General features: G+C 58.3%; 22 protein-coding genes. 7 read left to right on the top strand and 15 right to left on the bottom strand.

Going from position 1 to position 26008, the window contains the following annotated elements:
- Position 1: 1 nt before the first annotated feature.
- The gene (locus ASC96_RS21810) at positions 2 to 1192 is read right to left on the bottom strand and encodes a cystathionine beta-lyase (protein ID WP_060505200.1); all 1191 of its coding nucleotides are present in this window, start codon (positions 1190 to 1192) and stop codon (positions 2 to 4) included.
- Between the two features lie 346 nt (positions 1193 to 1538).
- Here ASC96_RS21810 and ASC96_RS21805 point away from each other — a divergent pair, with 346 nt between their 5' ends.
- From ASC96_RS21805 to ASC96_RS21790, 4 genes are all read left to right on the top strand, one after another.
- Complete coding sequence (locus tag ASC96_RS21805) at positions 1539 to 2564, top strand: amino acid ABC transporter substrate-binding protein (protein WP_060505199.1); 1026 nt, start codon at positions 1539 to 1541, stop codon at positions 2562 to 2564.
- 97 nt (positions 2565 to 2661) lie between these two features.
- On the top strand, positions 2662 to 3855 hold the full coding sequence (locus ASC96_RS21800) for an amino acid ABC transporter permease (protein WP_060505198.1): 1194 nt from the start codon (positions 2662 to 2664) through the stop codon (positions 3853 to 3855).
- Positions 3856 to 3859: 4 nt separating this feature from the next.
- The gene (locus tag ASC96_RS21795) at positions 3860 to 5017 is read left to right on the top strand and encodes an amino acid ABC transporter permease (protein ID WP_060505197.1); all 1158 of its coding nucleotides are present in this window, start codon (positions 3860 to 3862) and stop codon (positions 5015 to 5017) included.
- Positions 5018 to 5034: 17 nt separating this feature from the next.
- Entirely contained in the window at positions 5035 to 5811 is a 777-nt protein-coding gene (locus ASC96_RS21790) for an amino acid ABC transporter ATP-binding protein (RefSeq protein WP_037100902.1), read from the top strand.
- Between the two features lie 83 nt (positions 5812 to 5894).
- On the opposite strand, the gene ASC96_RS21785 is transcribed toward ASC96_RS21790, so the two are convergent.
- From ASC96_RS21785 to ASC96_RS21760, 6 genes are all read right to left on the bottom strand, one after another.
- On the bottom strand, positions 5895 to 7451 hold the full coding sequence (locus ASC96_RS21785; RefSeq protein WP_060505196.1) for a caspase family protein: 1557 nt from the start codon (positions 7449 to 7451) through the stop codon (positions 5895 to 5897).
- Positions 7451 to 8989: a caspase family protein gene (locus ASC96_RS21780; RefSeq protein WP_060505195.1), complete on the bottom strand. Its 1539-nt coding sequence runs from the start codon at positions 8987 to 8989 to the stop codon at positions 7451 to 7453. Before ASC96_RS21780 ends, ASC96_RS21785 begins: the two co-directional genes overlap by 1 nt.
- A complete protein-coding gene (locus tag ASC96_RS21775) occupies positions 8990 to 9886 on the bottom strand; it encodes an OmpA family protein (RefSeq protein WP_060505194.1) in 897 nt (298 codons plus the stop codon).
- A 70-nt stretch (positions 9887 to 9956) separates the two neighbouring features.
- Positions 9957 to 13211 carry a c-type cytochrome gene (locus ASC96_RS21770; RefSeq protein ID WP_060505193.1) on the bottom strand — a complete coding sequence of 1085 codons (3255 nt, stop codon included), beginning with the start codon at positions 13209 to 13211 and terminating at the stop codon, positions 9957 to 9959.
- A gap of 43 nt (positions 13212 to 13254) precedes the next feature.
- A complete protein-coding gene (locus ASC96_RS21765; protein ID WP_244482251.1) occupies positions 13255 to 14586 on the bottom strand; it encodes a ferric reductase-like transmembrane domain-containing protein in 1332 nt (443 codons plus the stop codon).
- A gap of 115 nt (positions 14587 to 14701) precedes the next feature.
- Complete coding sequence (locus tag ASC96_RS21760; protein WP_060505192.1) at positions 14702 to 14977, bottom strand: hypothetical protein; 276 nt, start codon at positions 14975 to 14977, stop codon at positions 14702 to 14704.
- A 135-nt stretch (positions 14978 to 15112) separates the two neighbouring features.
- On the opposite strand from ASC96_RS21760, the gene ASC96_RS21755 reads away from it, so the two are divergent.
- Positions 15113 to 16594 carry a M10 family metallopeptidase gene (locus ASC96_RS21755; RefSeq protein WP_060505191.1) on the top strand — a complete coding sequence of 494 codons (1482 nt, stop codon included), beginning with the start codon at positions 15113 to 15115 and terminating at the stop codon, positions 16592 to 16594.
- Positions 16595 to 16702: 108 nt separating this feature from the next.
- Here ASC96_RS21755 and ASC96_RS21750 read toward each other — a convergent pair whose 3' ends face one another.
- The 5 genes from ASC96_RS21750 to cysG form a co-directional block, all read right to left on the bottom strand.
- Entirely contained in the window at positions 16703 to 17515 is an 813-nt protein-coding gene (locus ASC96_RS21750) for a ferredoxin--NADP reductase (protein WP_060505190.1), read from the bottom strand.
- A 138-nt stretch (positions 17516 to 17653) separates the two neighbouring features.
- Positions 17654 to 18151: a DUF934 domain-containing protein gene (locus tag ASC96_RS21745; RefSeq protein WP_060505189.1), complete on the bottom strand. Its 498-nt coding sequence runs from the start codon at positions 18149 to 18151 to the stop codon at positions 17654 to 17656.
- 18 nt (positions 18152 to 18169) lie between these two features.
- Entirely contained in the window at positions 18170 to 19843 is a 1674-nt protein-coding gene (locus ASC96_RS21740) for a nitrite/sulfite reductase (protein WP_060505188.1), read from the bottom strand.
- A gap of 14 nt (positions 19844 to 19857) precedes the next feature.
- On the bottom strand, positions 19858 to 20172 hold the full coding sequence (locus ASC96_RS21735) for a DUF2849 domain-containing protein (protein ID WP_060505187.1): 315 nt from the start codon (positions 20170 to 20172) through the stop codon (positions 19858 to 19860).
- Position 20173: 1 nt separating this feature from the next.
- Complete coding sequence (cysG, locus tag ASC96_RS21730) at positions 20174 to 21628, bottom strand: siroheme synthase CysG (protein ID WP_060505186.1); 1455 nt, start codon at positions 21626 to 21628, stop codon at positions 20174 to 20176.
- Between the two features lie 244 nt (positions 21629 to 21872).
- On the opposite strand from cysG, the gene ASC96_RS21725 reads away from it, so the two are divergent.
- Together ASC96_RS21725 and mazG are read left to right on the top strand one after the other, a co-directional pair.
- Complete coding sequence (locus ASC96_RS21725; protein WP_060505185.1) at positions 21873 to 22460, top strand: nucleoside deaminase; 588 nt, start codon at positions 21873 to 21875, stop codon at positions 22458 to 22460.
- A gap of 5 nt (positions 22461 to 22465) precedes the next feature.
- Positions 22466 to 23299 carry a nucleoside triphosphate pyrophosphohydrolase gene (gene mazG / locus ASC96_RS21720; RefSeq protein ID WP_060505184.1) on the top strand — a complete coding sequence of 278 codons (834 nt, stop codon included), beginning with the start codon at positions 22466 to 22468 and terminating at the stop codon, positions 23297 to 23299.
- Between the two features lie 62 nt (positions 23300 to 23361).
- Here the strand turns inward: mazG and hflX are convergent, their stop codons facing one another.
- From hflX to ASC96_RS21705, 3 genes are all read right to left on the bottom strand, one after another.
- Positions 23362 to 24687, bottom strand: coding sequence for a GTPase HflX (hflX, locus tag ASC96_RS21715; RefSeq protein WP_060505183.1), 1326 nt, complete (start codon positions 24685 to 24687; stop codon positions 23362 to 23364).
- 78 nt (positions 24688 to 24765) lie between these two features.
- The gene (gene hfq / locus ASC96_RS21710; protein WP_018325164.1) at positions 24766 to 25008 is read right to left on the bottom strand and encodes an RNA chaperone Hfq; all 243 of its coding nucleotides are present in this window, start codon (positions 25006 to 25008) and stop codon (positions 24766 to 24768) included.
- A 111-nt stretch (positions 25009 to 25119) separates the two neighbouring features.
- Positions 25120 to 25983, bottom strand: a complete 864-nt coding sequence (locus ASC96_RS21705) for a D-amino-acid transaminase (RefSeq protein WP_060505182.1) — start codon at positions 25981 to 25983, stop codon at positions 25120 to 25122.
- Positions 25984 to 26008: the final 25 nt, after the last annotated feature.

Here is a 26008-nt window from a genome sequence, read left to right as displayed (position 1 = left end):
ATCAGACGGCCTTTGCCGCCGCAAATCCCGCTTCGATGTCTTTGCGCAGGTCAACAACATCCTCAAGCCCGATCTGCAGCCGGATGACCGGGCCTTCGCTTGGCGCCTTGCAGACCTTGCGGTCGGACAGGCCGACGTGAACAGCAAGGCTTTCAAAACCACCCCAGGACCAGCCGAGCCCAAAAAGCGACAGCGCATCGAGGAAGGCATGGGCCTTTGGTTTGAATTGTTCCGGGCTACCGGCCTTGAGAACGAAGGAGAAGATGCCGCTGGAGCCGGTAAAATCCCGCTTCCACAGGTCATGGCCAGGAAAGCTCGGCAAGGCCGGATGCAGGACGCGCGCCACGTCGTCACGCTCTTCCAGCCAGCGGGCGATGTTGAGCGTGCTTTCCTGGTGGCGCTCAAGACGGATGCCCATCGTGCGCAGCCCGCGCAGGATCTGGTAGCTGTCATCGGGTGCGCCGCAAATGCCAAGAGCGCCGTGCGCCTCCAGCAATTGCTCCCAATGTGCGGCATTGGCAGACACCGTTCCCATCAGGATATCGGAATGACCGGACGGATACTTCGTCGCGGCATGGATCGATATGTCGACACCATGATCGAGCGGCTTGAAATAAAGCGGCGTCGCCCAGGTGTTATCCATCGTCACCACGCAGCCATGGCGATGGGCGACAGCTGAAATCGCGCGAATATCCTGCATCTCAAAAGTGTTGGAACCCGGTGCTTCTGTGTGAACCAGCTTGGTGTTGGGCTTGATCAGGCTTTCGATGGCAGCGCCAACCATCGGATCGTAATACTCGACGGCGACGCCAAGCCTTTTCAGCATCGTGTCGCAGAAATGCCGGGTCGGGAAATAGACCGAATCGACGATCAACGCATGATCACCGGCCGACAGAAAAGCCAGGAAAGGTATGGTGACGGCAGCCAGGCCAGACGGCACAAGGATCGTGCCCGCCGAACCTTCCAGAGCGTCGATCGCTTCGCACAACGCATCCGTCGTCGGCGTTCCACGCGTGCCATAGGTGTATTTCTGCGACTTGGTTTCCATGGCTTTTGCGTTTGGAAACAAGACAGTAGAGGCGTGCACCACGGGTGGATTGACGAAACCATGAAAGTCGGATGGCGAATTGCCGATATGCGACAGCCGGGTGTTCACGCCGGCGCCGGCGAGAAGATCATTCTTTTCTTTCATGGGAAGGTCCGCTTGTGAAATTTCATGTCCGGACACTCTTCCGCCTCCCAGACGGAAGGGTCAAGGGACTTCCGTCACGGCCCCCTGGCGCAAGCGTGGAAAATTGAATTTCTGGCGGATTTTTGAACAAAAACGTGCATCAAACAGTCAAAAACTGCCTAAACATACGGCGCAATCAACGATTATGCCGGTGCAGCCCGGAAAATCGGCAACGTGTCTTGACCCTGCGCTGTTTTGAGCATGAGATAGACAGTACTCGCGCCAGGAGGGTGGCGGGGGCCGTAGCTTCGCCTACCAAGCGCAGCCGTGGGGATTAAGAACAAAGACAACAGAAAAAGGTTCTAAAATGGCTAAAAGAATTCTGACAGCGCTGATCGGCGCTGCCGTCATGGGGATTGGCGCCCAGGCAGCATCGGCAACGACGCTCAGCGACGTTAAGGCGAAGGGTTTCCTTCAATGCGGCGTCAACACTGGCCTGACCGGCTTCGCCTCCCCGGACGCGTCCGGCAACTGGAGCGGCTTCGACGTCGATTATTGCAAGGCGATTGCTGCCGCCATTTTCGGTGACCCGACCAAGGTCAAGTACACACCGACCTCCGCCAAGGACCGTTTCCCGGCTCTCCAGTCGGGTGAAGTCGATGTTCTGGCCCGTAACACGACCTGGACAATCAACCGCGATACCGCGCTCGGCTTCAACTTCCGCCCGGTCAATTACTATGACGGCCAGGGCTTCATGGTCCGCAAGTCGCTCAACGTGAAGTCGGCGCTTGAACTGTCCGGCGCTGCCGTTTGCGTGCAGACCGGCACGACGACCGAGTTGAACCTTGCCGACTACTTCAAGGCCAACAACCTTCAGTACAACCCGGTTGTTTTCGAAAAGCTCGAAGAAGTGAACGCTGCCTATGACGCAGGCCGTTGCGATGTCTACACGACCGACCAGTCGGGCCTGTATTCGCTGCGTCTGACGCTGGCTGCCCCGGACGATCACATGATTCTCCCGGAAATCATTTCCAAGGAGCCGCTTGGCCCGGCCGTCCGCCAGGGTGACGACCAGTGGTTTGACATTGTCAGCTGGGTTCACTACGCGCTCGTCGGTGCGGAAGACTTCGGCATCACTTCGGCTAACGTCGAGGAAATGAAGAAGTCGACAAACCCGGACATCCAGCGCTTCCTCGGCGTTGAGGCAGATACCAAGATCGGTACCGACCTCGGCCTCGAAAACGATTGGGCCGTGAAGATCATCAAGGCCGTGGGCAACTATGGCGAAGTATTCGACCGCAACATCGGTGCAGGCAGCCCGCTGAAAATCGAACGCGGCCTGAACGCGCTTTGGAGCAAGGGCGGCATCCAGTACGCACCGCCAGTCCGTTAAGACCATTTGACATCGGGAAAGCGGCTCCGGCCGCTTTCCTTCCCAAAAATAAGAATCGCTCGAAACAGGGCGATCAGGGGAATGAAGAGGCTCTATTATGTCGATTGACGCCACGACTCCGTCCGGGAAGGACAAGCCGGCCGGTTCAATTCTGAACGATCCCAAAATCCGCGGCTTTATCTACCAGGCCGTGACATTACTGCTGCTGGTTCTCTTCATCTATTGGGTGACGGCCAACACCATCGAAAACTTGAAACGCGCCAATATCGCATCAGGCTACGGCTTCCTGAACGGACGGGCCGGCTTTGATGTGGGGCAATCGCTGATCGCTTATTCCAGCGATTCGACTTATGGCCGCGCACTCGTCGTCGGTTTTCTCAACACCATTCTCGTTGCTGTTGCAGGTATTATCACCTCCACGATCATCGGTTTTCTGGTCGGTATCGGCCGTCTGTCGAAGAACTGGCTGATTGCCAAGCTGTCGATGGTCTATGTCGAGGTGTTCCGCAACATACCGCCGCTGCTGGTTATCTTCTTCTGGTACTCCGGCGTTCTCGCTGTTCTCCCACAGCCACGGGAATCGCTGGCGCTGCCATTTGACATGTATGTCAACAACCGTGGCTTGGCGTTTCCGCGGCCGGTTTTCGATAGCGGCTCGCAGTACATCCTTCTTGCGCTTGTCATTGCGGTGATCGGCAGCGTCCTGTTTTCGCGCTATGCGAACAAGAAGCAGATGGAAACAGGTCAACGCATGCCGGTGCTGTGGACGGTACTTGGCCTGGTGATCGGCCTGCCGTTGCTGGCCTACTTCGCGGCGGGAATGCCGATTTCCTTCGATGTGCCGGTTGCCGGCAAGTTCAACCTGACCGGCGGGTCCGTCGTCGGGCCTGAATTCCTCTCGCTGTTCCTGGCGCTGTCGTTCTACACGGCCTCGTTCATCGCCGAAATCGTTCGGGCCGGCATTCGTGGCGTCAGCCATGGGCAGTCGGAAGCAGCACACGCGCTTGGTATCCGGCCAGGGCTAACCACTCGCCTCGTCGTCGTTCCGCAGGCCATGCGGATCATCATTCCACCGCTGACCAGCCAGTATCTCAATCTGACGAAAAACTCGTCGCTTGCCATCGCCATCGGCTATTCCGACCTCGTATCGACCGGAGGCACCATCCTCAACCAGACCGGCCAGGCGATCGAAGTCGTCACCATCTGGATTGTCGTCTACCTGACGCTCAGCCTGTCGACATCGTTGCTCATGAACTGGTTCAACGCCAAGATGGCACTGGTGGAGAGATAAGATCATGAACACGCACCAGACCAATTTCGTCCGCACCGCCATGATCGACCAATCGGCGCCACCGGTACTCGACAAAGGCTATATCGCCTGGATCCGCAAAAACCTGCTCGCAACACCGCTGGATGCGGTGATGACGATCATCGCCGTCCTGGCACTTGCCTGGTTTCTGCCGCCCGCCATCAAATGGCTGTTTATCGACGCGTCCTGGACCGGCGGCGGGCGGGGTGTTTGCGCGACCGTCGCCCAAGGCGGCTCGCAGCTGGAGGGCTGGAGTGGCGCATGCTGGGCTTTCGTCACCGCAAAATTCGATGTGTTCATGTTCGGGCGCTATCCGATCGATGAACGCTGGCGCCCCATGTTGGTCGGCGTCTTGTTCGTGACGCTTCTCGTCCCGATCCTGATCCCGAAAATCCCGTATAAGGGACTAAACGCCATCCTGCTGTTTGGTGTCCTTCCGGTCATATCGTTCTTCATCCTGATCGGCGGCGTGCTTGGTCTTCCCTATGTGGAAACTGCGCTTTGGGGTGGCCTGATGGTCACGCTGATCCTGTCCTTCGTCGGTATCGCGGTGTCGTTGCCGCTCGGTATTGTTCTGGCGCTTGGCCGGCGATCGACGATGCCCGTCATCCGCCTGCTCTGCACCACGTTCATCGAGCTCGTCCGCGGTATTCCGCTGATCACCGTGCTGTTCATGGCCAGTGTCATGCTGCCGCTGTTCCTGCCGCAGGGCATGACCTTTGATAAATTCCTGCGCGCACTGATCGGCGTCTCGCTGTTTGCCTCCGCCTATATGGCGGAAGTGGTGCGCGGCGGCCTGCAGGCAATCCCGAAGGGGCAGGCCGAAGGTGCTGATTCGCTGGGCTTGAGCTACTGGCAGAAGATGCGGCTGATCATCCTGCCCCAGGCGCTGAAACTGGTCATTCCGGGTATCGTCAACACGTTCATCGGCCTGTTCAAGGATACATCGCTGGTGTCGATCATCGGTATGTTCGATCTGCTCGGCATCGTCCGCCAGAATTTCTCGGACGCCAACTGGGCATCGCCGGTCACGCCGCTGTCGGGACTTGTTTTTGCCGGATTCGTTTTCTGGCTTTTCTGCTTTGGCATGTCGCGCTATTCAGGGTTCATGGAACGAAGGCTCGACAAGGGTCACAAAAGATAACAATGAGGGAGAATATTATGGCCGCTGAAGCCAAACCGCTAACAATGGAAGTGTCATCCACGGATGTCGCCGTCGAAATCGCCGGCATGAACAAGTGGTATGGGGATTTCCACGTTCTGCGCGACATCAACCTGAAGGTCATGCGCGGCGAGCGCATCGTCGTTGCCGGCCCGTCCGGTTCGGGCAAATCCACGATGATCCGCTGCATCAACCGGCTGGAAGAACACCAGAAGGGCAAGATCGTCGTTGACGGCATCGAGCTGACGAATGACCTGAAGAAGATCGACGAAGTGCGCCGCGAAGTCGGCATGGTGTTCCAGCACTTCAACCTCTTCCCGCATCTGACCATTCTGGAAAACTGCACCCTGGCGCCGATCTGGGTGCGCAAGATGCCGAAGAAGCAGGCGGAAGAAGTCGCCATGCACTTCCTCAAGCGCGTCAAGATCCCTGAGCAGGCCCACAAATATCCGGGCCAGCTGTCCGGCGGTCAGCAGCAGCGTGTGGCAATTGCCCGATCGCTCTGCATGAATCCGCGCGTCATGCTGTTCGATGAGCCGACCTCGGCGCTCGACCCGGAAATGATCAAGGAAGTGCTCGACACCATGGTCGGCCTTGCCGAAGAAGGCATGACGATGATCTGCGTGACGCACGAAATGGGCTTTGCCCGCCAGGTCGCCAACCGCGTGATTTTCATGGACCAGGGCCAGATCGTCGAACAGAACGAGCCGGCGGCATTCTTCGACAACCCGCAGCATGAACGCACCAAGCTGTTCCTCAGCCAGATCCTGCACTGAGGCTGAGTAGTTCCATCGTTGAATCAAAAAGGCCCGCGGCATTCACCGCGGGCCTTTTTTGATTCCAGACTCGTTTGCGGCCATTACTCGACCGTGTATTTCAACGTTCCCAAAGACCAGCGCACGCCGCGGTTTTCGGCATCTCCAGTCCAGGCTGTCTGAAGTCTTGCGATAATTTCGCTCAGAGAATGCCGGGCATCGAGTTCGGCTGTCAGGCCCTGCGCCGATGGGACGGTATCCTTCAAATCCACCGGATCGCTGACAACGATGGCGACCAGCATATTTTCGCCTTGACCGTCAGCCTCGAAATCGAAGCCGTAATAGTCATCCGGTATCGTCAATGTCGAACCGGCCGAAAGCGGCGTGATTTTCTGGGCCATGTCGTTCGGGAAGATTTGCGTCGCCATGCCCTCGCGGTTCACGTCCAGAAGGACGAGGTTGCCGTCATATTGGCTCGTGACAGAAATCTTGAATGGCTGCCCCTTCTTCAGCTTCGAGCCGGTATCGAGCGACACCGTGACGTCGCCGGTATCCGCCTTGCCGACGATATCTCCAATCGCAGTGACGGGATCGGCATCGACATAAGCCGGGACTCCACCAGCCTCGACCTTGGCCTCCTGATAAACCGGCTCGGGCTTGTCGTGACGCTGATCCGCCGCCGCCTGTTCTGTTTTGTATGGCTCCGGCTTGGCGATGCTTACACCGAGGACGTCCGGCACGCTTTCCAGCTGCGGATCGAGATTGTCGCAATCCTCCAGCGTCAAGCAATACTCCTTCGATTTCCGGGTCACGTATTCGAAGAGCTCGGCATTGCTGACAAGGCCGTTGCCATTCGCATCGGATTCTCCCGGTGCGTAGCCGGCTATGTAAGCGGATGTAAAAACACCGTGCCGGTCTTCGATCGGCAACCGGACATCGTCCCAGGCGACCTGATAGGCAGCGGCGGCACTCCACGCGGTCAGGCCACCGGCCGTCAATTGCGTGGGTTTATCGACAACGCCGAGATCGATGCGAAGGCCCCGGGTCGACGGTTGCTTGTCTGCCTTGGCAAACGGGCGCGGCAGGTAGCGCGCACCTTGCAAGCCGGACACCGCCTGCGGCGACAATGACCGCGATATCGTGCCGGAATGGCAGGCATCGATCACCAGCGTCACCGCCCTGCCCTTCAATTTCTCCAGAACCGCCTCAAGCTCGTCATCGAGAATGACATTCGTCCAGTCGTCGTCGCCGGCCTTGATATCATAGGTCGAAATGGCCTCATCCATTCCGTCTTCCTCATCACCGCCGGTGTCCTTGACCTGCAGGCCATGCCCGGAAAAATAGAGATAGACGCGGTCGCCGGGGGCTGTTCCGGCAACCAGCCATTCGTCCATGGACGACAGCATTGCGTGCCTTGTGGCCTTTTCATCCGTCAGAACCCGGATCGCCTCGGGCTTGAAATTCAACGTGCCCGTCAAAAGCGCCTGAATTGCCTTTACGTCGTTTTTCGGCCCATGCAGAAACATGTCCTGCGGCAAGTTTTCGTAGGTGCCGATGCCGATCACCAGCGCCCGATCTTCCGCCTTTGCCGCTGTGGTTAGCGCGGCCAACGATGCCAGGCACCACAGGCCTGCAGAGACAGTCATGCGGAAACCGGTCATCACAGCCTCTCCCGCGTATAGAGCGGCTGGATGGCCACAGTGGTGTCGGTGCCGTCGATGCGGCTGGTGAGAAGCTGCAAAACCGTGGCCGCATCGATGCTCTTGCTGGCCAGTGCCGCGCCAATCGCATCAACCGGTTCATTGGTGGCGATCACGATCAGATGGTCGGCGCCAAACGGTTCGACAACCTGCAGATTGCTGAGCTTGAACTCAGCACTTGCCGTCCCTTCCGACTGGACGTCCAGCAACTGCACCTGCCCGGTATTGGCAAGATTGAACACCACCATGTTCCTGTACCCTGACGCTGGCGCATCGAAGGAGATCTTGTCGCCACCGGCATAGATGTCCTTTTGCGGGATCAGCGACACCATTCCCGGGTTCTGGCTTGCCATGATTTTCAGAAAATCAAGCAGGATGAACTTGTTGACGACCGCTTGAACCATACTGGCATCGATATGTTCACCAGCAACGTCGCCATTCGGGGTGTAAAAAATACCGCTGGCGGCATCCCAGCGATAGGGCACACCTGTACCGCCGGTATTCTCCAGCACAATATCAGCCTCCTCGACTGACAGCGCCAGCTTGCCATTCCAGCCGGTTTCGCGAACGGTTTTATAGGTCTTTTTTGCCGCTGGTTGGATTGTGGCGGCCACGCTCCGACTTAGTGGCATCACCACCTCATCCTCGGATCGCGGCAGTTGCGGCGTGAAATTCGGCACCTGCAATGCCTCCGACTGGGTCTTCACATTGGCGAAGACATAGTCTTCCAACTCGACGCGGGAAAGGCGGCCGTCGCCATTGCGGTCCGCCGACCCTTCCACCGCGCGGGCAAAGCTCCAGCTTAGGGCACCGCGCGGCTCGCCGTCGATGATGACCTCAGGCGACGGCTGGCTCTCCAGGGAAGCGGCAAGGACCGTCACATTGCGGAACTGCGTCTCTCTTACCTCGGCACCCGACACCGCCTCCTCCGATGGCGGCGGCAATTTGACCGTGACCGCCTGGGCAAGCCGTGTCTTGCCGGAAAACGACCGGCTCATACCGCCGGAATGGCAACTGTCGGAGACAAACAGAACCTGCACGCCCTTGGCCTCGGCTTCCGAAAACCAGGCATTCAGCTCATTGTCGACGATGATTTCATGTTCTGTTTCTTCGGCGCGGCTGCGGTCGAAGCCCGGCAGCTGCAGAAATTCGTCCAGCCCGTCCGCCTCATCACCGGCAACAAGCTCTGGCATTTGCGAACCATGTCCGGCATAGGTGAAGATGATCGTGTCACCCTTGACCGCACCGCCGACGAAGCCGGCCCAGGCGGCGCGAATGTCGTCCTTGCGGGCGGCGGCATCAAAAAACGTCGTCACCTGATCGACGCCTGCCCGTCTTAGCGCACCTTCCACGTCCTTGGCGTCCTTGACGGCGCCATCCAGGCTGACTTCGTAGGGATAGGCATCAATGCCGACGATCAAGGCAAAGGTCTTGGCCGATGCGGCACCGAGCGGCACAACAGAGATCAGCAGAGCAAGAGCCAGCCGGCGCAGCATCATTCAGTTCTCCACATCGACTTCGACACGCCGGTTCATCTGATTGAGGGTTTCCTCATCATAGGCGCTGGCATCATCGGCCTTGAACGGCTCGTCCTCGCCCTTGCCAATCGTGGTCCAGGTGCCTGCGTAGCCTTCTGCAACGAGATAGTGCGCCAGCGCCTCGGCCCGTTGCAGCGACAGCACCCGGTTTGCCTCGGCCGTGCCGATCGGGTCCGTATGACCGATCAGGGTGATTGCTTTCGGCTTGACCGACTTCAGGCATTCCGACAGGTCTTTCGCCGATTCCACTCCTTCCGGCGTGAACTCCGCCGTGCCGAACACGTAGCGCACCGGCGTCGATTTTTTCTTCAGCGACACACCGCGATAGCTGATCTTGCAACCGCCGCGCATGGCAAGCTTGACGGGCTTAGGGGCCGCCAGCCGCATTTCGGTGGCCATATGATCCAGCCGGACGATATAGGACTCATCCGGCGCCATCCACTGCGGCGTCAGCATTTCATTGGCGGCATCCTCCAACGCCAACTGGTAGTAGCGTGCCGCCGTTTCATAATCCCGCCGGTCGCGATTGATATCACCAAGCGCGTCAAACACTTGCCAGGGAGCCGAATTGCTGGTGCGGATCGTCTCTAGTTCGTGCTCGAAATCTGCCAGATTGGCACCTTGCCCGACAGCACCGACGATCCGGTTGAAGGAGGCGAGCGCCGCCACACGGTTGATCATCGCCTTGTGGTCATCTGTGCAGCCGGGCTTTGGCATCCCGGCGATCTGTTTTGCCAGTGCCTCGTTTCCGGCATTGGTGGCATCGGCAATTTGCGCCAAGGCATCGCAGGCCGCAGACGCCGTCCCAGCGAAGAAAAATGCCAGCAGCGATGCCCCTGCCAAAACCTTCAATGTCATCACATGTATTCCCAAGCTATTCCAAATAATTGCAAACTGGCCGGACGGCATTCGGCGTCCGGCCAGTCCGCTATTGCCTGATCTCAAACGTCACCACCTGCAGGCCGCTCGCGCCCTTGTCGTCCTGCGCCTTCTTGGCGAGGTTGATCGCCAGTCCGCGCGTCGGCGGCAGATGCGATTGCGCCACCAGCTGGCGCGCCCGCTCGACCGAGAGTTTCTGGTCGCCCAGCCCTCCTTCGCGGCAATAGGCGATCATGGTTTCGGCCGGTGCCGGTGTGTCGAACGTCAGGTTGCCCGTCCCCGGCTGCGGGATCTGCCGCTTTTCGCCCGTTTGCAGCGTCGTGTTGCCAATCATTTCATCGGGGATGACCTCGACATTGCCGGTCTCCTCGACATAGAGGATCTGCAGTTCGCAGGCCTTGTTCGTGCTCAACTCGAACGACAATTGATCACCGACTTTTGCAGTGGTCGTCGCGACATGCAGCGCCAGTTCGAGCTTGTTGCCACCTGCTGGCTGTTCCTGGCGGTAGGCCGGTATCGCGGCTGCAACCGTCTCAGGCTTGACATAATCCTGCTGCGCCGTCTGACCTGCGACCTCCTGGCTTTGGCTGGTCACCGCCAAATGGACGGTGGTCGTATCGAGCGGCTTCAACTGCATCAGCGGATGCAAAAGCAGCGGAAACTGCTGTTCGACTTCGGCGCGCGGGATGGTGCCACCGGCTTCCAGCGTCGTCACCCAATCGATACCGAGCCGTAACGTATCGACATCCTCCACCCGCCGGATCGCTGCGGAAAGCTCAGCCGGGGTCATGTCGAACTCGGCGGCCAGCGCATCGAAATCGAGCTCGTCCTCATACTTGTCGCCGAAATAGGTGACGAGCTCGGCATTGCCCGGAGCCTGCATGCTTTGGGCGCTGCCGTCCGGCGTCGGCTCGGTTACCCCCAGCTTGACCAGTGCCTCGACGAAGCGCTGCCGGTCCTTGTTATACGCCGCATCAAGCTCTTCCTGCGGCACATACATGTCGAGCAGAATGGCCTGCTGATCCTTGCTGAACAGCGTCGATGTCTGGATATGCTCGCGCAACTGATCACGCTTCGACAGGATACCATTGGCATGGCAATCAAAGCACGAGCGGGCGTTGACGATCTCGACGCCCTTGCCGATCGGCCGCTTGCGGAAGGACACGATCGAGGTCGGACCGATATCCAGCTGCTTGCCTGCCGCCGTCGACAGGTAATAGCCCTGCAGCCCGTTCGGCAGCGAGAAGATCATTTCGCCGCCATCATGTTCGAACGCCGTCAGCCCGCCGTCGAACGGTTCCAGTTCCTTCGGCCCCTGCGGAAAGCGCTTCAGAACCTGACGTCCGACATCGCCGCCGAAATCGTAGGATTTCCAGTAATAGCCGCCGAACGGCATCTCATGACGCTCAAGCATGCGGTTATGATCGGAAACACCGGACGATCCGTCGGCAAACCCCGCACGCAACACCTGGCGGCGGCGGATATTGTCGTCCACGTTGATCTGGAACCGCTGTTCCAGCTCGCGGATATGGGTCGGAAGCTTCATCAGCTGGTTGTAAATCTTCGGCTTGGCCGCATTGGCCATGAACCAGTCGATGCGCATGACCGGCAGGACGGTATCCGTCTCCTTGGTCAGCGCCAGAAGCGACGCATCGCTGCCGGGATCGATACCATAGACATATTGCGAGATCAGGAAATTATAGTCGTCGGCAGTCCATTGCAGGTCGCGCAGATCGACCCGCACCATCAGTCCGTTGGTGCCCTCCACTTCCTGCGGCAAGACCAGTTTCGGACCATAAGACAGCGAATTCAGCAGTTTCTTGAAGCCGCCAGCCAGAACGTCCATGCGCTTCATGAACGTCTTGTCCTCCTCGCAGCCCATCATGCCATTGTACTGGTTGCGGTAGGAGAAATAGCGCATGTATTGCCGGTCGAGATCGTTGACCTTGGAAATATCCTTCAGCCCGGCCTCGATGAAATCGCGATAGGAGAGCATGGGCCGTGTACGCTCAGGCTTGCTTGCCGCCGTCTGCGGCAGGTCGGATTGTTTGAGCGAGTTGATCCAGTCCTCGAGGCTTTTCACCTCTTCGGCGGTCGGACGCTTGCCGAGCGGCATGCGGCCGCTGGTCACCGAGGTGAACAGGCGGGATTTTGCAGCATCGCCCGGAACAACGAAGGCCGCATCGGCCGCAATCGAGCTGAGATCGCCGGCCGGATAGGATCCTTGCGAACTTTCACCCGGACCATGGCAATTGCGGCAATATTTGCCGATGAAGGCATCGGCCTGCGTTGCAAGGCCAGCATTGTCACCGGCGAGCGCAGATGCGGGTGTGCTTTCCTTGCAGACGGCGGTTGCCGATTGCGCCACCGGCTGCGGTGGCTTGACCTCACGGTCGGACAGAAAGGCGTAGATCGCCGTACGATCCTTCTCGGTCAATGCGGAAAGCCCATGGGCGATTTCGCGCATCACCGGATCGGTCAGCGGCGCACCCGACAGCTTTTTACCTTCATCGATCAGCCCGACGGTAAACACGTCCGGCGAGGCAAGGCCTGCCATACGCGTCTTGGAAATGTCCGGGGCAACAGCACCTGTCAGTCCCTTTTCCCCCGTATAGGCGTTTTCCATGTCGAGACCATAGGTCGTGGTGCGCGGCGTGTGGCAATCGCCACAACCGCCGACGTTCTCGACGAGATAGCGGCCCCGCTCCATCTGCGTTTCTTCACGAGACTGATATTCCGGCACATTGAAATGACTGCGCTTCCACAGCGTAATCGTCGTCTGGCGGCTATAGGGAAAAGCGATCTCATGGTCCTGCGACACGGCATCGGATGCAATGAGCGTGTCGATATAGGCCTTGATGTCGAGCACATCCTCCGGCTTCATGCCGCCATAGGCGGTATAGGGCATGACCGGATAAAGATTGTTGCCCTCGCGGTCGATCCCTTGCATCACCGCATTGAGGAACTGGGCATTGCTCCAGCCGCCGATGCCATTGGCATGGGGCGAAATATTCGGCGCGTAGAATTTTCCGATCGCCGTATCCATCTCAAGTCCACCGGACAGGACCTCGGAATTCCTGACAGACCCATGGCAAGCGGCACAACCGGATGCGTTGAACAGATATTTGCCGTTGTCGGTATTGGCCTTGTAGGTCGCATAGGCATCGTCAGAAAAAGCATCGCGGGCCGATACGGCGCTTGGACATTGGGTCAACGCCAGCACGATAGCCCCTATCGCTAGAACATGACGCGACAGGCTGGGACTATGGGTCATTTTACCGGACAATTGATCGAACATGCGCATGGCTTGTTCTCCTTGCTTTCTCAACCGACAAATACGTTATGCCTTATCGGAACTCGAACTGCTCGAACTCGACCCGTCTGGGTCTTTTGCCGAGCTCCGTCAGTCCCTTCTCAATGGTTTTTCGCAGCAATGGCGGCCCGCAGAACCAGAGGTCCGCCCCTGCGGGATCGATCGCAGTCGATGCCGCGAGCTTTGCCGCATCGAGCCGTCCATCGGTTTTGGAATCGTGTAAAGTAAAACTGAAATTCGAAAGTTTTTCCGCCTGCGCCTCAAAGGTGTCGAGGCCGATGGCCTCGCTCCGTTCGCGCACACAATAGACCATGTGAATGTCCTGCCCCTCATCCCCCTTCAGGCTCCCCGCCATCGCCAGGAACGGCGTAACACCAATGCCGCCGGCGAGCCATATCTGTTTCTTGCCGCCGCGGCGATGATTGAAATGACCATAGCCGCCCTCCAGCGTCAGCCGGTCGCCAGCGGCGATGCCCTCGCGCAAGGCCTTGGTATAGTCACCCAGAGGCTTGATCGCAAAGCGGACGACGCCGTCGTCATCCATGCCGGCAATCGTGAAGGGATGCGGCTCACGCAGACCCGGTTTATTGACCCGGAAAAACCCGAACTGGCCGGGCCTGGCGCGCAACGGACGCCGGATTGGGCGGGCCGAAATGATCGTCGCACCCTCGTGACGCGTCACATCGGAGACCTCGTAGGTCCGGGTACGCAGCCAGGGGAAAAGCTGGGTGTAGATGTAGCTCAACGTTCCGATCACGGCGAAAATGTTGAGATAGGTCGCCAGCATGGCCGTGCCGTCATAGGGCCGCTTGATGAACGTCTGATGGAAAGCAACCATAATGAACAGCAGACCGATGAAACGGTGCGTCAAGCGCCAGAAATGATAGGGTATCTCGATCTTCGTCTTCGGGATGATCTTGACGATGCTGAGAACCAGCAGGATCACGAGGGCATAGAAGGCATATTCCCCCGCGGACGCCGCAAGTTTATTCAAAGCGCCAGTCAGCGACAGCCCCTTGAAATCCGGCGTGACGAAATAGTGCACGAGGATCAGGACAAGCACTGTGATACCGACGCGGCGATGGGTCTGGTAGATACGGTCGAGACCACCGAAAAGCCGCTCAACGAAAGGCGGACGGGTGGCCATGAACAGCGCCAGCGCCATGCCGGTAAAGGCCATGGACGATGCCATCAGCGAAAACGTGGTGCCCGCATTGGTGTGACTGACCGCGGGGATGGCCAAAAGCCCCGCAAATCCCATCAATGACCAGACAAGAACAGCACCCGCGCTCACGCAATATCCCTCACCAATCCGCAGCTGCAGAGCCCCGAAGGCAAGACTGGCAAGGCCCTCAAGCTTCGTCAACTGCTATTGTAGAACATACGATTTTGCGGCGGGCTTTATTCGACGGCCCCCAAGCTTCTGTGTTTACATCGGAAATAGGCCCGGCGACATTTCCGGACAAAAAAGCAACTCGCGATTACTGAAACTTTCTCGACGCAAGCATCTCGCGTGCCTTCTGTGCCAGCGGATGCTGGGGATGGCGGCGGATAAAGCGCTCGTAGGCTTCGCGCGTCCCCTTCTTTTCAACGCTGTCATATTCGGCCTGAACGGCAGCCTCGGGATCCGGCGCTGGCGCCATGATGCCACCGGCACCTGCCGGTTTTTGTGCCGCCAGAACCGACCCGCCGAAAAACCCTGCTATTGCCCCAAAAAGAGCAAGGAGCGGCCATTGCCTGCGAAATACGACTAGCATATCAATGCCTCTTCAGTTTTAAGAAAGTTATACGTGCGATTGGTAGCATAGACTGGTTCCGGTTGCTTTTCGAAGCGGCAGTCTTCCAGAAATTTGGTTATTTCAGCTTCATATTCTCCACCGAAAAGGGCAAACATGACGGGTATTAGCAAAACGACAAAAACCATTGCTGCGACAGGCGACCAACTCGTTGATGGGGTAATCTCAACTTATGCCTGGGGTGGCACTTCCGTCACATACGCGTTTCCTACGCTGACCAGCAACTATACGTACACAGACGAAACTTCAAACAATTTCGCCGCCGTTTCGACTGCCCAGAGAGGCGCCGCACTCTTTGCCATGGAGAAGTCCTATGGCTCAGCTGCGAATGACGGTTTTTCGGTGGAAGGCTTCACGAATCTGAATTTCTCCGCTGGCAGCGCCAGCACAGCAACCCTCCGTTTTGCGCAATCGGATACCCCGGACACCGCCTATGCTTACTATCCGGGCACTTACGATGAGGCGGGTGATATCTGGTTTGGCACAGAATATGCTGGTACTTCCGAGGATTATCGTACCCCAACAGCCGGCAACTACGCCTGGCACACCATGATCCACGAACTTGGCCATGCGCTTGGACTTAAACACGGGCATGAGACTGACACTTTCGGTGCACTGCCCTCTCAAAACAATTCCGTCGAATATTCTGTGATGACATACAACAGCTACATCGGCGGTAGCGGTTATTATTATGAACAATTCGGTGCACCGCAAACCTTCATGATGGCCGATATTGCGGCGCTTCAGCATATGTACGGCGCCGACTACACTACCAACAGCGGCAACACGGTCTACAAGTGGACACCGACAAGCGGCAATACACTTGTCAATGGCAAGGTGGCGATCGAACCCGGTGCCAACCGCATCTTCGCCACGATCTGGGATGGCGGCGGCAACGATACGTACGATCTGACAGCTTACAAGACCGGCATGCAAATAGATCTTCGCGCCGGTGGATTTTCAATGTTCAACAAGGACCAATTGGCCTGGCTGGGCGGCGGGCCGAACGATGGCCACTCACGCGGCAATATCTTCAACGCATTGCTCCATGAAGGAAATCTTGCGTCACTGATCGAGAACGTGAAAGCTGGCTCCGCCAACGACAAGATTGTCGGTAACCAGGCTGCAAACGCGCTTTACGGCAACGGCGGAAATGACACGCTTCTCGGGATGACCGGCAACGATTCTCTGTTTGGCGGCGCTGGCTCTGACAGCCTGAATGGTGGAAGAGGAGCTGACAAGCTCACCGGCGATGCCGGCGCTGACACATTCGTTTTCACGTCTATTTTGGATTCCACGAATATCGCGTCCAACCGTGACACGATCTTTGATTTCCGGGGGTCTGAGCGAGATCGGATCAATCTTTCGGGAATCGACGCCGACACTACGATTGCGGGCAATCAAGCGTTCAAGTTCATCGGCACGAGCGCCTTTTCCGGCGCCGCAGGCGAGTTGCGTTACGTCAAGAAAGCGTCCGATACCTACATCTATGGCGACGTGAACGGCGACAGGAAAATCGACTTCGCCATTCATCTCGACGACGCCATCACCATGCAGAAGGGTTACTTCCTCCTTTGATTGGTCAGCAATAGAGAAGGCCGGATCAAGAAAACATCCGGCCTCTCAATGCAGAAGGGCGGCCCACGGGCCGCCCATTTTTTTTACAACCGATCTCAAGTGCGAAATTTAGCCAACGAATGCGCGTTCGATGACGAACTCGCCCGGCTTGTTGTTGGCACCTTCGTGCAAACCGGCCGCCTCGAGAATTTCCTTGGTTTCCTTCAGCATTTCGGTCGAGCCGCAGATCATGCCGCGATCGACGGCCGGGTCGAACGCCGGAAGACCGAGATCCGAGAACATCTTGCCATCGCGCATCAGGTTGGTGATGCGGCCCTTGAAGGGGTAATCCTCGCGGGTGACCGTTGCATAGTGGCGCAGCTTGTCGCCGACCAGTTCGGCCAGGAACTCATGGTTGCGGATTTCCTCGATCAGATCGAAGCCGTACTTCAGTTCGGCCACATCGCGCGTGGTGTGCGTGAGGATGACCTCCTCGAATTTTTCGAATGTTTCCGGATCGCGGATCAGGCTCGCAAACGGCGCGATGCCTGTTCCTGTCGAAAACATATAGAGGCGCTTGCCGGGGGTCAGAGCGTCAAGCACAAGCGTACCCGTCGGCTTCTTGCGCATCAGCACCTGATCGCCGGGCTTGATGCCCTGCAGATGCGACGTCAGTGGGCCATCAGGAACCTTGATCGAGAAGAACTCAAGCTCATCATCCCAAGCCGGGCTGGCGATCGAATAGGCGCGGTAGATCGGCTTGCCATCGACCATCAAGCCGATCATGGCAAACTCGCCCGAGCGGAAACGAAATTCGGTCGGCCGCGTCATACGGAAGCTAAACAGCCGGTCCGTATAATGCGTGACCTTTGTCACCGTTTCAGCAAACACGCCGGCAGGTACGGTTGCGGCAAATTCTTCGATCTTGGCAGGAGCGTTCATTTCGGCGTCAGGTCCTGTAATGATGAGTAATGCTTTCAGGTATCAGCGGATATTCCAAAAGGCGCTGATTTGGAAGCAATTCCGTTCCAATTATAGCGCCTTTTGCAGATTGATGCGTGCTTCAGACTGTCGCGGGCCCTAAGAAACCCGCCGCCAGCTGTAGGATTTCGCATCCGTCGATGGTTTCGCCGTCGGCTGGTAGTGATTGTCGATCCCCGGCAACCGGCCTTCGGACAGGCGCTTGAGTGCGGTTTCGTTGGAAACGGCAAAGCTGTCGACACCACAGCGCAGCATCAGCGGCACCTGGTCGATCAGCACATCACCGACAGCGCGGATTTCCTTACCGTAACCCAAACGAACGCGCAACAGCGAGGCGTGGCTGAACGCCCGGCCATCATTGAAAGCGGGGAACGCCACCGCAATCAGCGATACCTGCTCCAGAAACGGTTGCAACCGCGTCACATCATCGGCCGGATTGATCAAAACACCGAGGCCGCTATCGCCTGATGATGCTTTTTCAAGAAAAGCATCAATGCCGAGAATGGCTTTTTCATTCGAACCGGCCTTGGTTTCCTCGGTTTCTACAACCCAGGGATCGTCGGTCACGAAGCCGGTTTCTTTCCAGATTTTCGTCATGTCTTTATCCTTGCCTTCTCAGGCGGCTTCCTGGGCGTTGCCACCGTAGAGGGCGTCCTTGAAGGGCTGCGGCCCGACCCGGCGATAGGCATCGAGAAAAATCTCCGAGGCATCGTTGCGCAGGCCGAGATAGGTGTTGACGATGGTCTCGATCGCGTCCGTCACCTTTTCCGGCTCAAACCCGCGGCCGATTATTTCGCCGATCGACGTGTTCTCATCGCCGGAGCCGCCAAGGGTGATCTGGTAGAGCTCTGCGCCCTTCTTCTCCACGCCCAGAAGGCCGATATGGCCGACATGATGGTGGCCGCAGGCATTGATGCAACCGGAAATCTTGATCTTCAATTCACCGATTTCAGCCTGCCGATCGGCGTCACCGAAGCGCGTGGAGATTTCCTGCGCCAGCGGGATCGAGCGCGCATTGGCGAGCGCACAATAATCCAAGCCAGGACAGGCAATGATGTCGGTGATCAGGCCGGCATTGGCCGTCGCCAGCCCAATCGAAACGAGACCGCGATAAAGCGCCTCCAGATCGGCCAGCGCCACATGCGGCAGGATGATGTTCTGCTCGTGGCTGATGCGGATTTCATCGAAGGCGTATTCTTCCGCCAGGTCAGCAATCGCGTCCATCTGGCTGTCGCTGGCGTCACCTGGAATGCCGCCGATCGGCTTCAGCGATACGGTCACCATGCCGTAGTCCGGATGCTTGTGCGGCTGGACGTTCTGCTGCACCCAGCGGGCAAAGTCCGGATCCGCCTTCTTCCAGCCTGCGAGATTGGCCCAGCCTTCTGCACGGTCGGTCAGCGGCGGAAGGGCGAAATAGCTGGTGATGGCCTGGATATCCCCTTCCGGCAGCTTCAATTCAGTATTCTTCAGCTGCAGGAACTCCTGCTCAACCTGACCGGTCAGAACTTCGGCACCCGTTTCGTGCACGAGGATCTTGATGCGGGCCTTGTACTTGTTGTCGCGGCGGCCGTGCAGGTTGTACACGCGCATGACCGCTGTCGTGTAGGATAACAAATCTTCTTCCGGCAGGAAGTCGCGGATCTTCTTGGCGATCATGGGTGTACGTCCCTGCCCGCCACCGACATAAACGGCAAAGCCGATCTCGCCCTTGTCGTTCTTCTTCAGGTGCAGGCCGATGTCATGCACCTGAATAGCCGCACGGTCGCGCTCGGCGCCCGTGACGGCGATCTTGAACTTGCGCGGCAGAAAAGAGAATTCCGGGTGAACGGACGACCACTGGCGCAGAATTTCGGCGTAGGGACGCGGATCGGCGACTTCGTCAGCAGCGGCACCGGCAAAATGGTCAGCGGTGACGTTGCGAATACAGTTACCCGACGTCTGGATGGCATGCATTTCGACAGACGCCAGTTCCGCCAGGATATCCGGCGTGTCCGACAGCTTTGGCCAGTTGTACTGGATGTTCTGGCGCGTGGTGAAATGGCCATAACCGCGATCGTATTTGCGGGCGATATGAGCGAGCATACGCATCTGCTTGCTGTTCAGCGTGCCATAAGGGATCGCAACGCGCAGCATGTAGGCGTGAAGCTGGAGGTAGACGCCGTTCATCAGCCTGAGTGGCTTGAAGGCATCCTCAGCGAGCTCGCCGGAGAGGCGGCGGGTTACCTGATCGCGGAACTGCGCGACACGGCCGGCAACAAACGTATGGTCGAATTCGTCGTAACGGTACATCGGTCTTCTTTTCCTTAAGCCGCGTGCACGGGGCCGCTCAGCCCCTTGTATCCCGGTGCATAGTCGATCGTCGGGCCTTCGGCGCGGACGCGTTCACGCATACGCAACGGCCGCAGCACGCCTGCCACTTCTTCAATATCGATAACGTTCACGTCAACCACCTTGTTATCGGCAAAGGCGGCCTTGCCAGTTGCTTCCAAAGCTGTGACCGCTTCGGCATGGCGAGCGATAAAGGCGTCCTGCAGCGATTCCACCCAATTGCCCGAGGCATCAAGCCAGACGGAAATGCCGTCGGACAGGCGGTTTGCGGTCAGTACCTTGTCGGCCATGTCAGTTCCTCACTTCGTCAGTCTGTTTGTGCGCCGCCACAGTTTTGGTGCCGGTATTCTTCTGGGCGACAAGCGGCTCAGACCGCTCGAAATTCGCACCCGCAACCGCATCGCCGATGATCACCATGACCGGACCATCCAGCTCGTAGCGATATTGCAGGTCCGGCAGATCCTTGAGCGTGCCATGCAACAGCTTGCGCTCCGCGCGGCTGGCATTCTCGATCACCGCAACAGTGGTCTCTTGCGGCAAACCAGCCTCGATCAGGCGCGCGGCAACGGAGGCTGCCACCGTGCGGCCCATATAGACGGCAATGGTGGCGCCGGAAATGGCAAGACGCGCCCAATCGGGCAGAACGTCACCGGTCAGGTCGTGGCCGGTGGTAAAGATCAGCGAGGAGGCAACACCGCGCAGCGTCAGCGGCAGTTCGAAATCGGCGGCAGCCGCAAAGGCAGACGTGATGCCGGGGACAATCTCGTAGGTGATACCGGCTTCGCGAAGCGCCGCCATTTCTTCCCCCGCACGGCCATAGACCAACGGATCACCCGATTTCAGCCGGACAACACGCTTGCCGTCCTGGCCGAGGCGCACCAGCAACTGATTGATTTCGTCCTGCGATTTCGAATGGCAGCCCTTGCGCTTGCCGACAGACAGACGCTCGGCGTCGCGGCGGCCCATATCGACGATCGCCTGCGGCACCAGCGCATCATAGACGATCACGTCTGCTTCCATCATCACGCGCTGCGCCCGCAGGGTCAAAAGGTCTTCGGCACCCGGACCAGCGCCAACCAGCCAGACGTGACCGGGAACGCGATCGACCGACTGCAGCAACCGCGATGCTTCGCGGCGAGCTTCAGTGACGTTTCCGAGCGAGACCTGGTCGGCAACAGGGCCGGAAAAGAAGCGGCGCCAGAAAACCCGGCGAGAAACACCACGCGGCAGAACGCGGTCAGCCGTATCACGGTAAGCCTGCGCCAGTGAGGCAAGCGCACCAAGCGAGGGAGAAAGCAGCTGGTCGATCTGTGCGCGGATCATCTGCGCCAGCACCGGGCCTGCCCCTTCCGTACCTATAGCAACGGCAACCGGCGCACGATTAACCAGCGCCGGCGTCAGGAAATCGCAGAATTCGGGCTGATCGACCGCATTGGCCGGAATTTTCTGAGCGCGGGCGGCGGCCACGATCAAACGGTCCTGCAAGGCATCGCCGGTCGCAGCAAAGACCAGTGTCGCGCGATCGACCTGGCTCGCCTCGAAACGCTCTTGCACAAGCCCTATGGCATTGGCGGAGAGAAACGCCGCAAAATCTGTTTCGGGCTGATCCGCATAGACAACGATCCGCGCCTGCGTGTTCAACAGCAACCGCACCTTGGCAAACGCCTCGTCGCCATTGCCAAACACCGCCACGCATTTCTGCGCAACGCGGAAGAAGGCCGGAAAGACGGTCAGTTGCTCGGTCATAACGTGGGATTCTGATCCTTTTACAGGTTCTGCGGAATATCCCCTTTATAAGGCGAACATTGAAGAAACAGAAATTCCGAAGCCTTTGCAGGCGGATATTCTTTTGCTCGACTCCAGCGTAATTTGAGCAAATCTCTCCGGCGATCCAGCCATCGAGCGCGGCAAGATCGAGTCTGCAAGCATTGCCTATGACGGCCGAAATCCGCTAAATGCCACAAACCCTGTTGTCCGGAGCCATGACCTGATGAACAATTCCAAGCTTGCAGAACGCCTGCTGACCGTCATCGAATCCGATGTCCTGCCCCTGACGGAACAGGGTGTCGCTGCCGGCAACAAGGTTTTTGGCGCGGCGATCCTGCGCAAATCGGATCTGTCGCTGGTGATTGCCGAAACCAACAACGAAACGGAAAATCCGCTCTGGCATGGCGAAGTGCATACGCTGAAGCGCTTCTACGAGCGCGCGGAAAAGCCTGACACCAAGGACCTGATCTTCCTGTCGACCCACGAACCCTGCTCGATGTGCCTGTCGGCGATCACCTGGGCAGGCTTCGACAATTTCTACTATCTGTTCAGCCATGAAGATTCGCGCGACGCGTTCTCGATCCCGCACGACCTGAAAATCCTGAAAGAGGTTTTCCGGCTCGATCCCGGTGGTTATGCCAAGACCAACGCTTTCTGGCGCTCGGCATCGATCGCCGATCTGGTGGCAACATCGGATGAAACCGACAAGGCAAAGCTGCGGGCGCAGGATCAGCGCATCCGTGCACGATACCAATCGCTGTCGGATGACTATCAGGCCGGCAAGGACGACAACGCCATTCCGCTGAATTGAGCCCCATGCAGCCCTCCAAGGATATCAACCGCCTGCTCGACATCATGGAAGCCCTGCGCCAGCCGGTGACGGGCTGCCCTTGGGACATTGTCCAGACCTTCGAGACCATCAAGCCCTATACGCTTGAGGAAGCCTATGAAGTTGCTGACGCCATCGAGCGCGCTGACATGGACGATCTCTGCGACGAGCTCGGCGATCTCCTGCTGCAGGTGGTTTTTCACGCCCGTATGGCCGAGGAATCTGGCGATTTCGCTTTTGGCGACGTGGTGGAAGCGATCACGCGAAAGATGATCCGGCGCCATCCGCATGTGTTTGCACGGTCCGATGCGGACACGCCGCAAGCAGTGAAACTCCAGTGGGACGCTATCAAGCAGGCGGAAAAGGCCGAGCGCCGCGAGCGGCGGGCGAAACGCGGCCTACCAGAAGATGTCAACAAGGGACATCTCGGTTCCGTCCAGCGCAGTTTCCCGGCGCTCGTGGAGGCGCTGAAATTGCAGGAGCGCGCTGCCAAGGTCGGCTTCGACTGGTCTTCGCCCGAACCGATCCTCGACAAGATCGAGGAAGAGATAGCCGAACTGCGCGAGGCTTTGGCGTCGAACGACAAGGCAAAGGTAGCGGACGAACTTGGCGACCTGATCTTCGCCGTGGTCAATATCGGCCGCCATGTCGGCGCCGATCCCGAAATGGCATTGCGCGGCACCAACACCAAATTCCGGCGCCGTTTTGCGCATATCGAGACGGAGCTGGAGGCCGTTGGCGAAACGCTTGAGGACGCTACGCTTGAGCGGATGGAAGACCTTTGGCAGGCGGCAAAGGCGATCGAGCGGCAGCTGACCTGACATTCTGCTGCGCATTGACGTGACGTAACGGCATGCCGTTACGTCAACACTCATTTCAAGGACTACCAGTCCTGTGCCGCGGCTTTTGGGCCATTGCCGAGCCGCCGGTCGAGTTCTTCCGATTCGCTGGGCGTCATGCGGAGATCAAGGCTGACCGAACCGTCTTCCAGGTCTTCCCGGCCATCAACCATCGTGTGCTCGTAGATCCAGGACAGTAATTTCAGCTTGCTGGCCGGCAGCACGACATTGCATTCCATCAGGACACCAGACAGACGCTTGTTGATCTCGTCGAGAAGGTGATCGACGCCCTCGCCCGTAACAGCCGAAACAGCAACGGTATTTTCCGAGTTCTCTGCCTTCTGGACGAGACTGTCATGCGCATCGGCATCCAAGAGATCGATCTTGTTCCAGGTCTCGATGATGCGCTCGGAGCGAGCCTTCTCATCGATGCCGAGATCGTCGAGAATGCGAATGACATCCTGCGCTTGCACCTGATTATCCGGATCGGAGAGATCGCGCACATGCAGGATCAGGTCGGCTTCCAGCACCTCTTCCAGCGTCGCACGGAAGGCAGCAACCAGATGGGTCGGCAGGTCGGAAATGAAACCGACGGTGTCGGACAGCATGACCATGCGGCCGTGCGGCAGCTTCATCCGGCGCAACGTCGGATCGAGCGTCGCAAACAACATGTCTTCGGCGAGAACGCCCGCACCGGTGATCCTGTTGAACAGCGTCGACTTGCCGGCATTGGTATAGCCGACGAGGGCGACGATCGGATGCGGAACCTTCTTGCGCTTGGCGCGGTGGAGCTGGCGGGTGCGACGCACCTGCTCCAGCTCCTTCTCGAGCTTGACGATCTTTTCCTGCAAAAGCCGGCGGTCGGCCTCGATCTGGGTTTCACCCGGACCGCCCATGAAACCTGCGCCACCGCGCTGGCGTTCCAGGTGGGTCCAGCTGCGAACAAGACGGCCCTTCTGATAGTTCAGATGCGCCAACTCGACCTGCAGCGTGCCTTCCTTGGTGGACGCACGGCGGCCGAAGATTTCCAGGATGAGACCGGTCCGGTCGATGACCTTGCAGTTCCATTCCTTTTCCAGATTGCGCTGCTGAACCGGGGTCAGCGGATGATCGATGATCACGAGACCGGCATTATGCTCGCTGAGCAGATGGCCGATCTCCTCGATCTTGCCGCTGCCGAGCAGTGTTCCAGGCTTCGGCTGGGCGACAGGCACGATCATGCCGTGCACGACTTCGAGATCAATGGCGAGTGCCAGACCGATCGTTTCTTCCAGCCGGCTTTCATCGCTGCGCGTCGAGGTGGCGGCAATGATCTCGGCGTTCTGTCTGCCCGTCTTTTTCAGGACTGGGACGATGACAACGGCGCGCATGTCATCACGAAGCTTTTCAAGCTCCGGGATGATCGACGCCGATTTGGTATCACGTTTGGTAATGTGTCTTGTATCCCGTCAGGATGCGGATTCTTCGCTCTCGAACATCTGCATCGGCTGGCCCGGCATGATTGTCGAGATCGCGTGCTTGTATACGAGCTGGGAATGCCCGTCACGCCGCAAAAGCACACAGAAATTGTCGAAAGACGTAACAACGCCCGTCAGTTTCACACCATTGATAAGAAATATCGTCAGAGATATCTTCTGCTTGCGGACGGTGTTGAGAAAAAGATCCTGCAAGTTCTGAGAACGTTCCGCCATAGCGCCGCTTCTTTCTTATTGTCCGGTCCGATTTAACCGGTTGATTATACGATCTGAATAGCCCGAACGCTGAAAAAAACTGGTCTTTTAAGCGTCCCCCCGGATTTGGTATCAAATCGCGGTCTTTTCCGCAATGTCGAAAAAGGCTTCACGAATTTTCTGTGACACGCTGCCCGGATGACCGTTTGCGATGGTTTTACCGTTAACGGCAACGACCGGAAAACAGATGCTGGTGGCTGCCGTGATGAAGACTTCGCGGGCCTCCAGCATGTCCTCGACGGAAAACGCCTGTTCGACGATTTCAAGCCCGATCGCGGCAGTCACGTCCTTCAAGGTCGTGCGGGTAATGCCGCGCGGAATGCCGTGTTCGGCGTGGCGCGTCCGCAATCGGCCCTCCTTGTCGACAATCCAGACATTGGTCGCCGCCCCCTCCTTCACCGTGCCATCGGTCTCGACGAAGATTGCCTCCTGGGCGCCCTGCTCCTTGGCGGCCTGCCGGGCCAGCACGTTCGGCAGCAATCCGACAGACTTGATATCGACGCGATCCCAGCGGTTCTCCGGCACCGTGATGGCGCTGATGCCGGATGCATTCTTTTTGGCAATCACCGACGCATCGGTCCGCTTGGCCGTCACCACGATGGTGGACGGGGTATCCGCTGCCGGAAAAACATGATCGCGCCGCGCGGCGCCACGCGTGACCTGCAGATAGAACAGGCCGTTTTTCACACGATTGCGTCGCGCCACTTCGCGGATGATCAGGATGAGCGCGGCGCGTGTCATCGGCCATGCCATGCGCAGTTCGCTCAACGACCGGTCCAGCCGGTCGAGATGGCGCGTCAGGTCTACGATGTATCCGTGACGGATTTCACAGACTTCGTAGACGCCATCGGCGAGCTGGAAACCGCGATCCTCGATATGGACAGCAGCTTCACTATGGCGCTGGTAGGCGCCGTTGACATAGGCAATGCGCGACATAGATTGATGATCCGTCTCGAAAGGA

The sequence above is a fragment of the Rhizobium sp. Root1204 genome (genome assembly GCF_001424965.1).
Classification (GTDB): Bacteria; Pseudomonadota; Alphaproteobacteria; order Rhizobiales; family Rhizobiaceae; genus Pararhizobium.
This window is presented reverse-complemented; position numbering and strand designations above follow the sequence as displayed.

Excerpts from the sequence above, each read along its gene's own strand:
- ASC96_RS21795 (WP_060505197.1), top strand. The coding sequence starts at position 3,860 with ATGAACACGCACCAGACCAATTTCGTCCGCACCGCCATGATCGACCAA.
- ASC96_RS21740 (WP_060505188.1), bottom strand. The coding sequence starts at position 19,843 with ATGTACCGTTACGACGAATTCGACCATACGTTTGTTGCCGGCCGTGTC.
- hfq (WP_018325164.1), bottom strand. The coding sequence starts at position 25,008 with ATGGCGGAACGTTCTCAGAACTTGCAGGATCTTTTTCTCAACACCGTC.
- ASC96_RS21725 (WP_060505185.1), top strand. The coding sequence starts at position 21,873 with ATGAACAATTCCAAGCTTGCAGAACGCCTGCTGACCGTCATCGAATCC.
- mazG (WP_060505184.1), top strand. The coding sequence starts at position 22,466 with ATGCAGCCCTCCAAGGATATCAACCGCCTGCTCGACATCATGGAAGCC.
- ASC96_RS21790 (WP_037100902.1), top strand. The coding sequence starts at position 5,035 with ATGGCCGCTGAAGCCAAACCGCTAACAATGGAAGTGTCATCCACGGAT.
- ASC96_RS21760 (WP_060505192.1), bottom strand. The coding sequence starts at position 14,977 with ATGCTAGTCGTATTTCGCAGGCAATGGCCGCTCCTTGCTCTTTTTGGG.
- ASC96_RS21775 (WP_060505194.1), bottom strand. The coding sequence starts at position 9,886 with ATGACATTGAAGGTTTTGGCAGGGGCATCGCTGCTGGCATTTTTCTTC.
- ASC96_RS21755 (WP_060505191.1), top strand. The coding sequence starts at position 15,113 with ATGACGGGTATTAGCAAAACGACAAAAACCATTGCTGCGACAGGCGAC.
- ASC96_RS21805 (WP_060505199.1), top strand. The coding sequence starts at position 1,539 with ATGGCTAAAAGAATTCTGACAGCGCTGATCGGCGCTGCCGTCATGGGG.
- ASC96_RS21770 (WP_060505193.1), bottom strand. The coding sequence starts at position 13,211 with ATGCGCATGTTCGATCAATTGTCCGGTAAAATGACCCATAGTCCCAGC.
- ASC96_RS21780 (WP_060505195.1), bottom strand. The coding sequence starts at position 8,989 with ATGATGCTGCGCCGGCTGGCTCTTGCTCTGCTGATCTCTGTTGTGCCG.
- ASC96_RS21705 (WP_060505182.1), bottom strand. The coding sequence starts at position 25,983 with ATGTCGCGCATTGCCTATGTCAACGGCGCCTACCAGCGCCATAGTGAA.
- ASC96_RS21735 (WP_060505187.1), bottom strand. The coding sequence starts at position 20,172 with ATGGCCGACAAGGTACTGACCGCAAACCGCCTGTCCGACGGCATTTCC.
- ASC96_RS21750 (WP_060505190.1), bottom strand. The coding sequence starts at position 17,515 with ATGAACGCTCCTGCCAAGATCGAAGAATTTGCCGCAACCGTACCTGCC.
- hflX (WP_060505183.1), bottom strand. The coding sequence starts at position 24,687 with ATGCGCGCCGTTGTCATCGTCCCAGTCCTGAAAAAGACGGGCAGACAG.
- ASC96_RS21745 (WP_060505189.1), bottom strand. The coding sequence starts at position 18,151 with ATGACGAAAATCTGGAAAGAAACCGGCTTCGTGACCGACGATCCCTGG.
- ASC96_RS21785 (WP_060505196.1), bottom strand. The coding sequence starts at position 7,451 with ATGACCGGTTTCCGCATGACTGTCTCTGCAGGCCTGTGGTGCCTGGCA.
- cysG (WP_060505186.1), bottom strand. The coding sequence starts at position 21,628 with ATGACCGAGCAACTGACCGTCTTTCCGGCCTTCTTCCGCGTTGCGCAG.
- ASC96_RS21810 (WP_060505200.1), bottom strand. The coding sequence starts at position 1,192 with ATGAAAGAAAAGAATGATCTTCTCGCCGGCGCCGGCGTGAACACCCGG.
- ASC96_RS21800 (WP_060505198.1), top strand. The coding sequence starts at position 2,662 with ATGTCGATTGACGCCACGACTCCGTCCGGGAAGGACAAGCCGGCCGGT.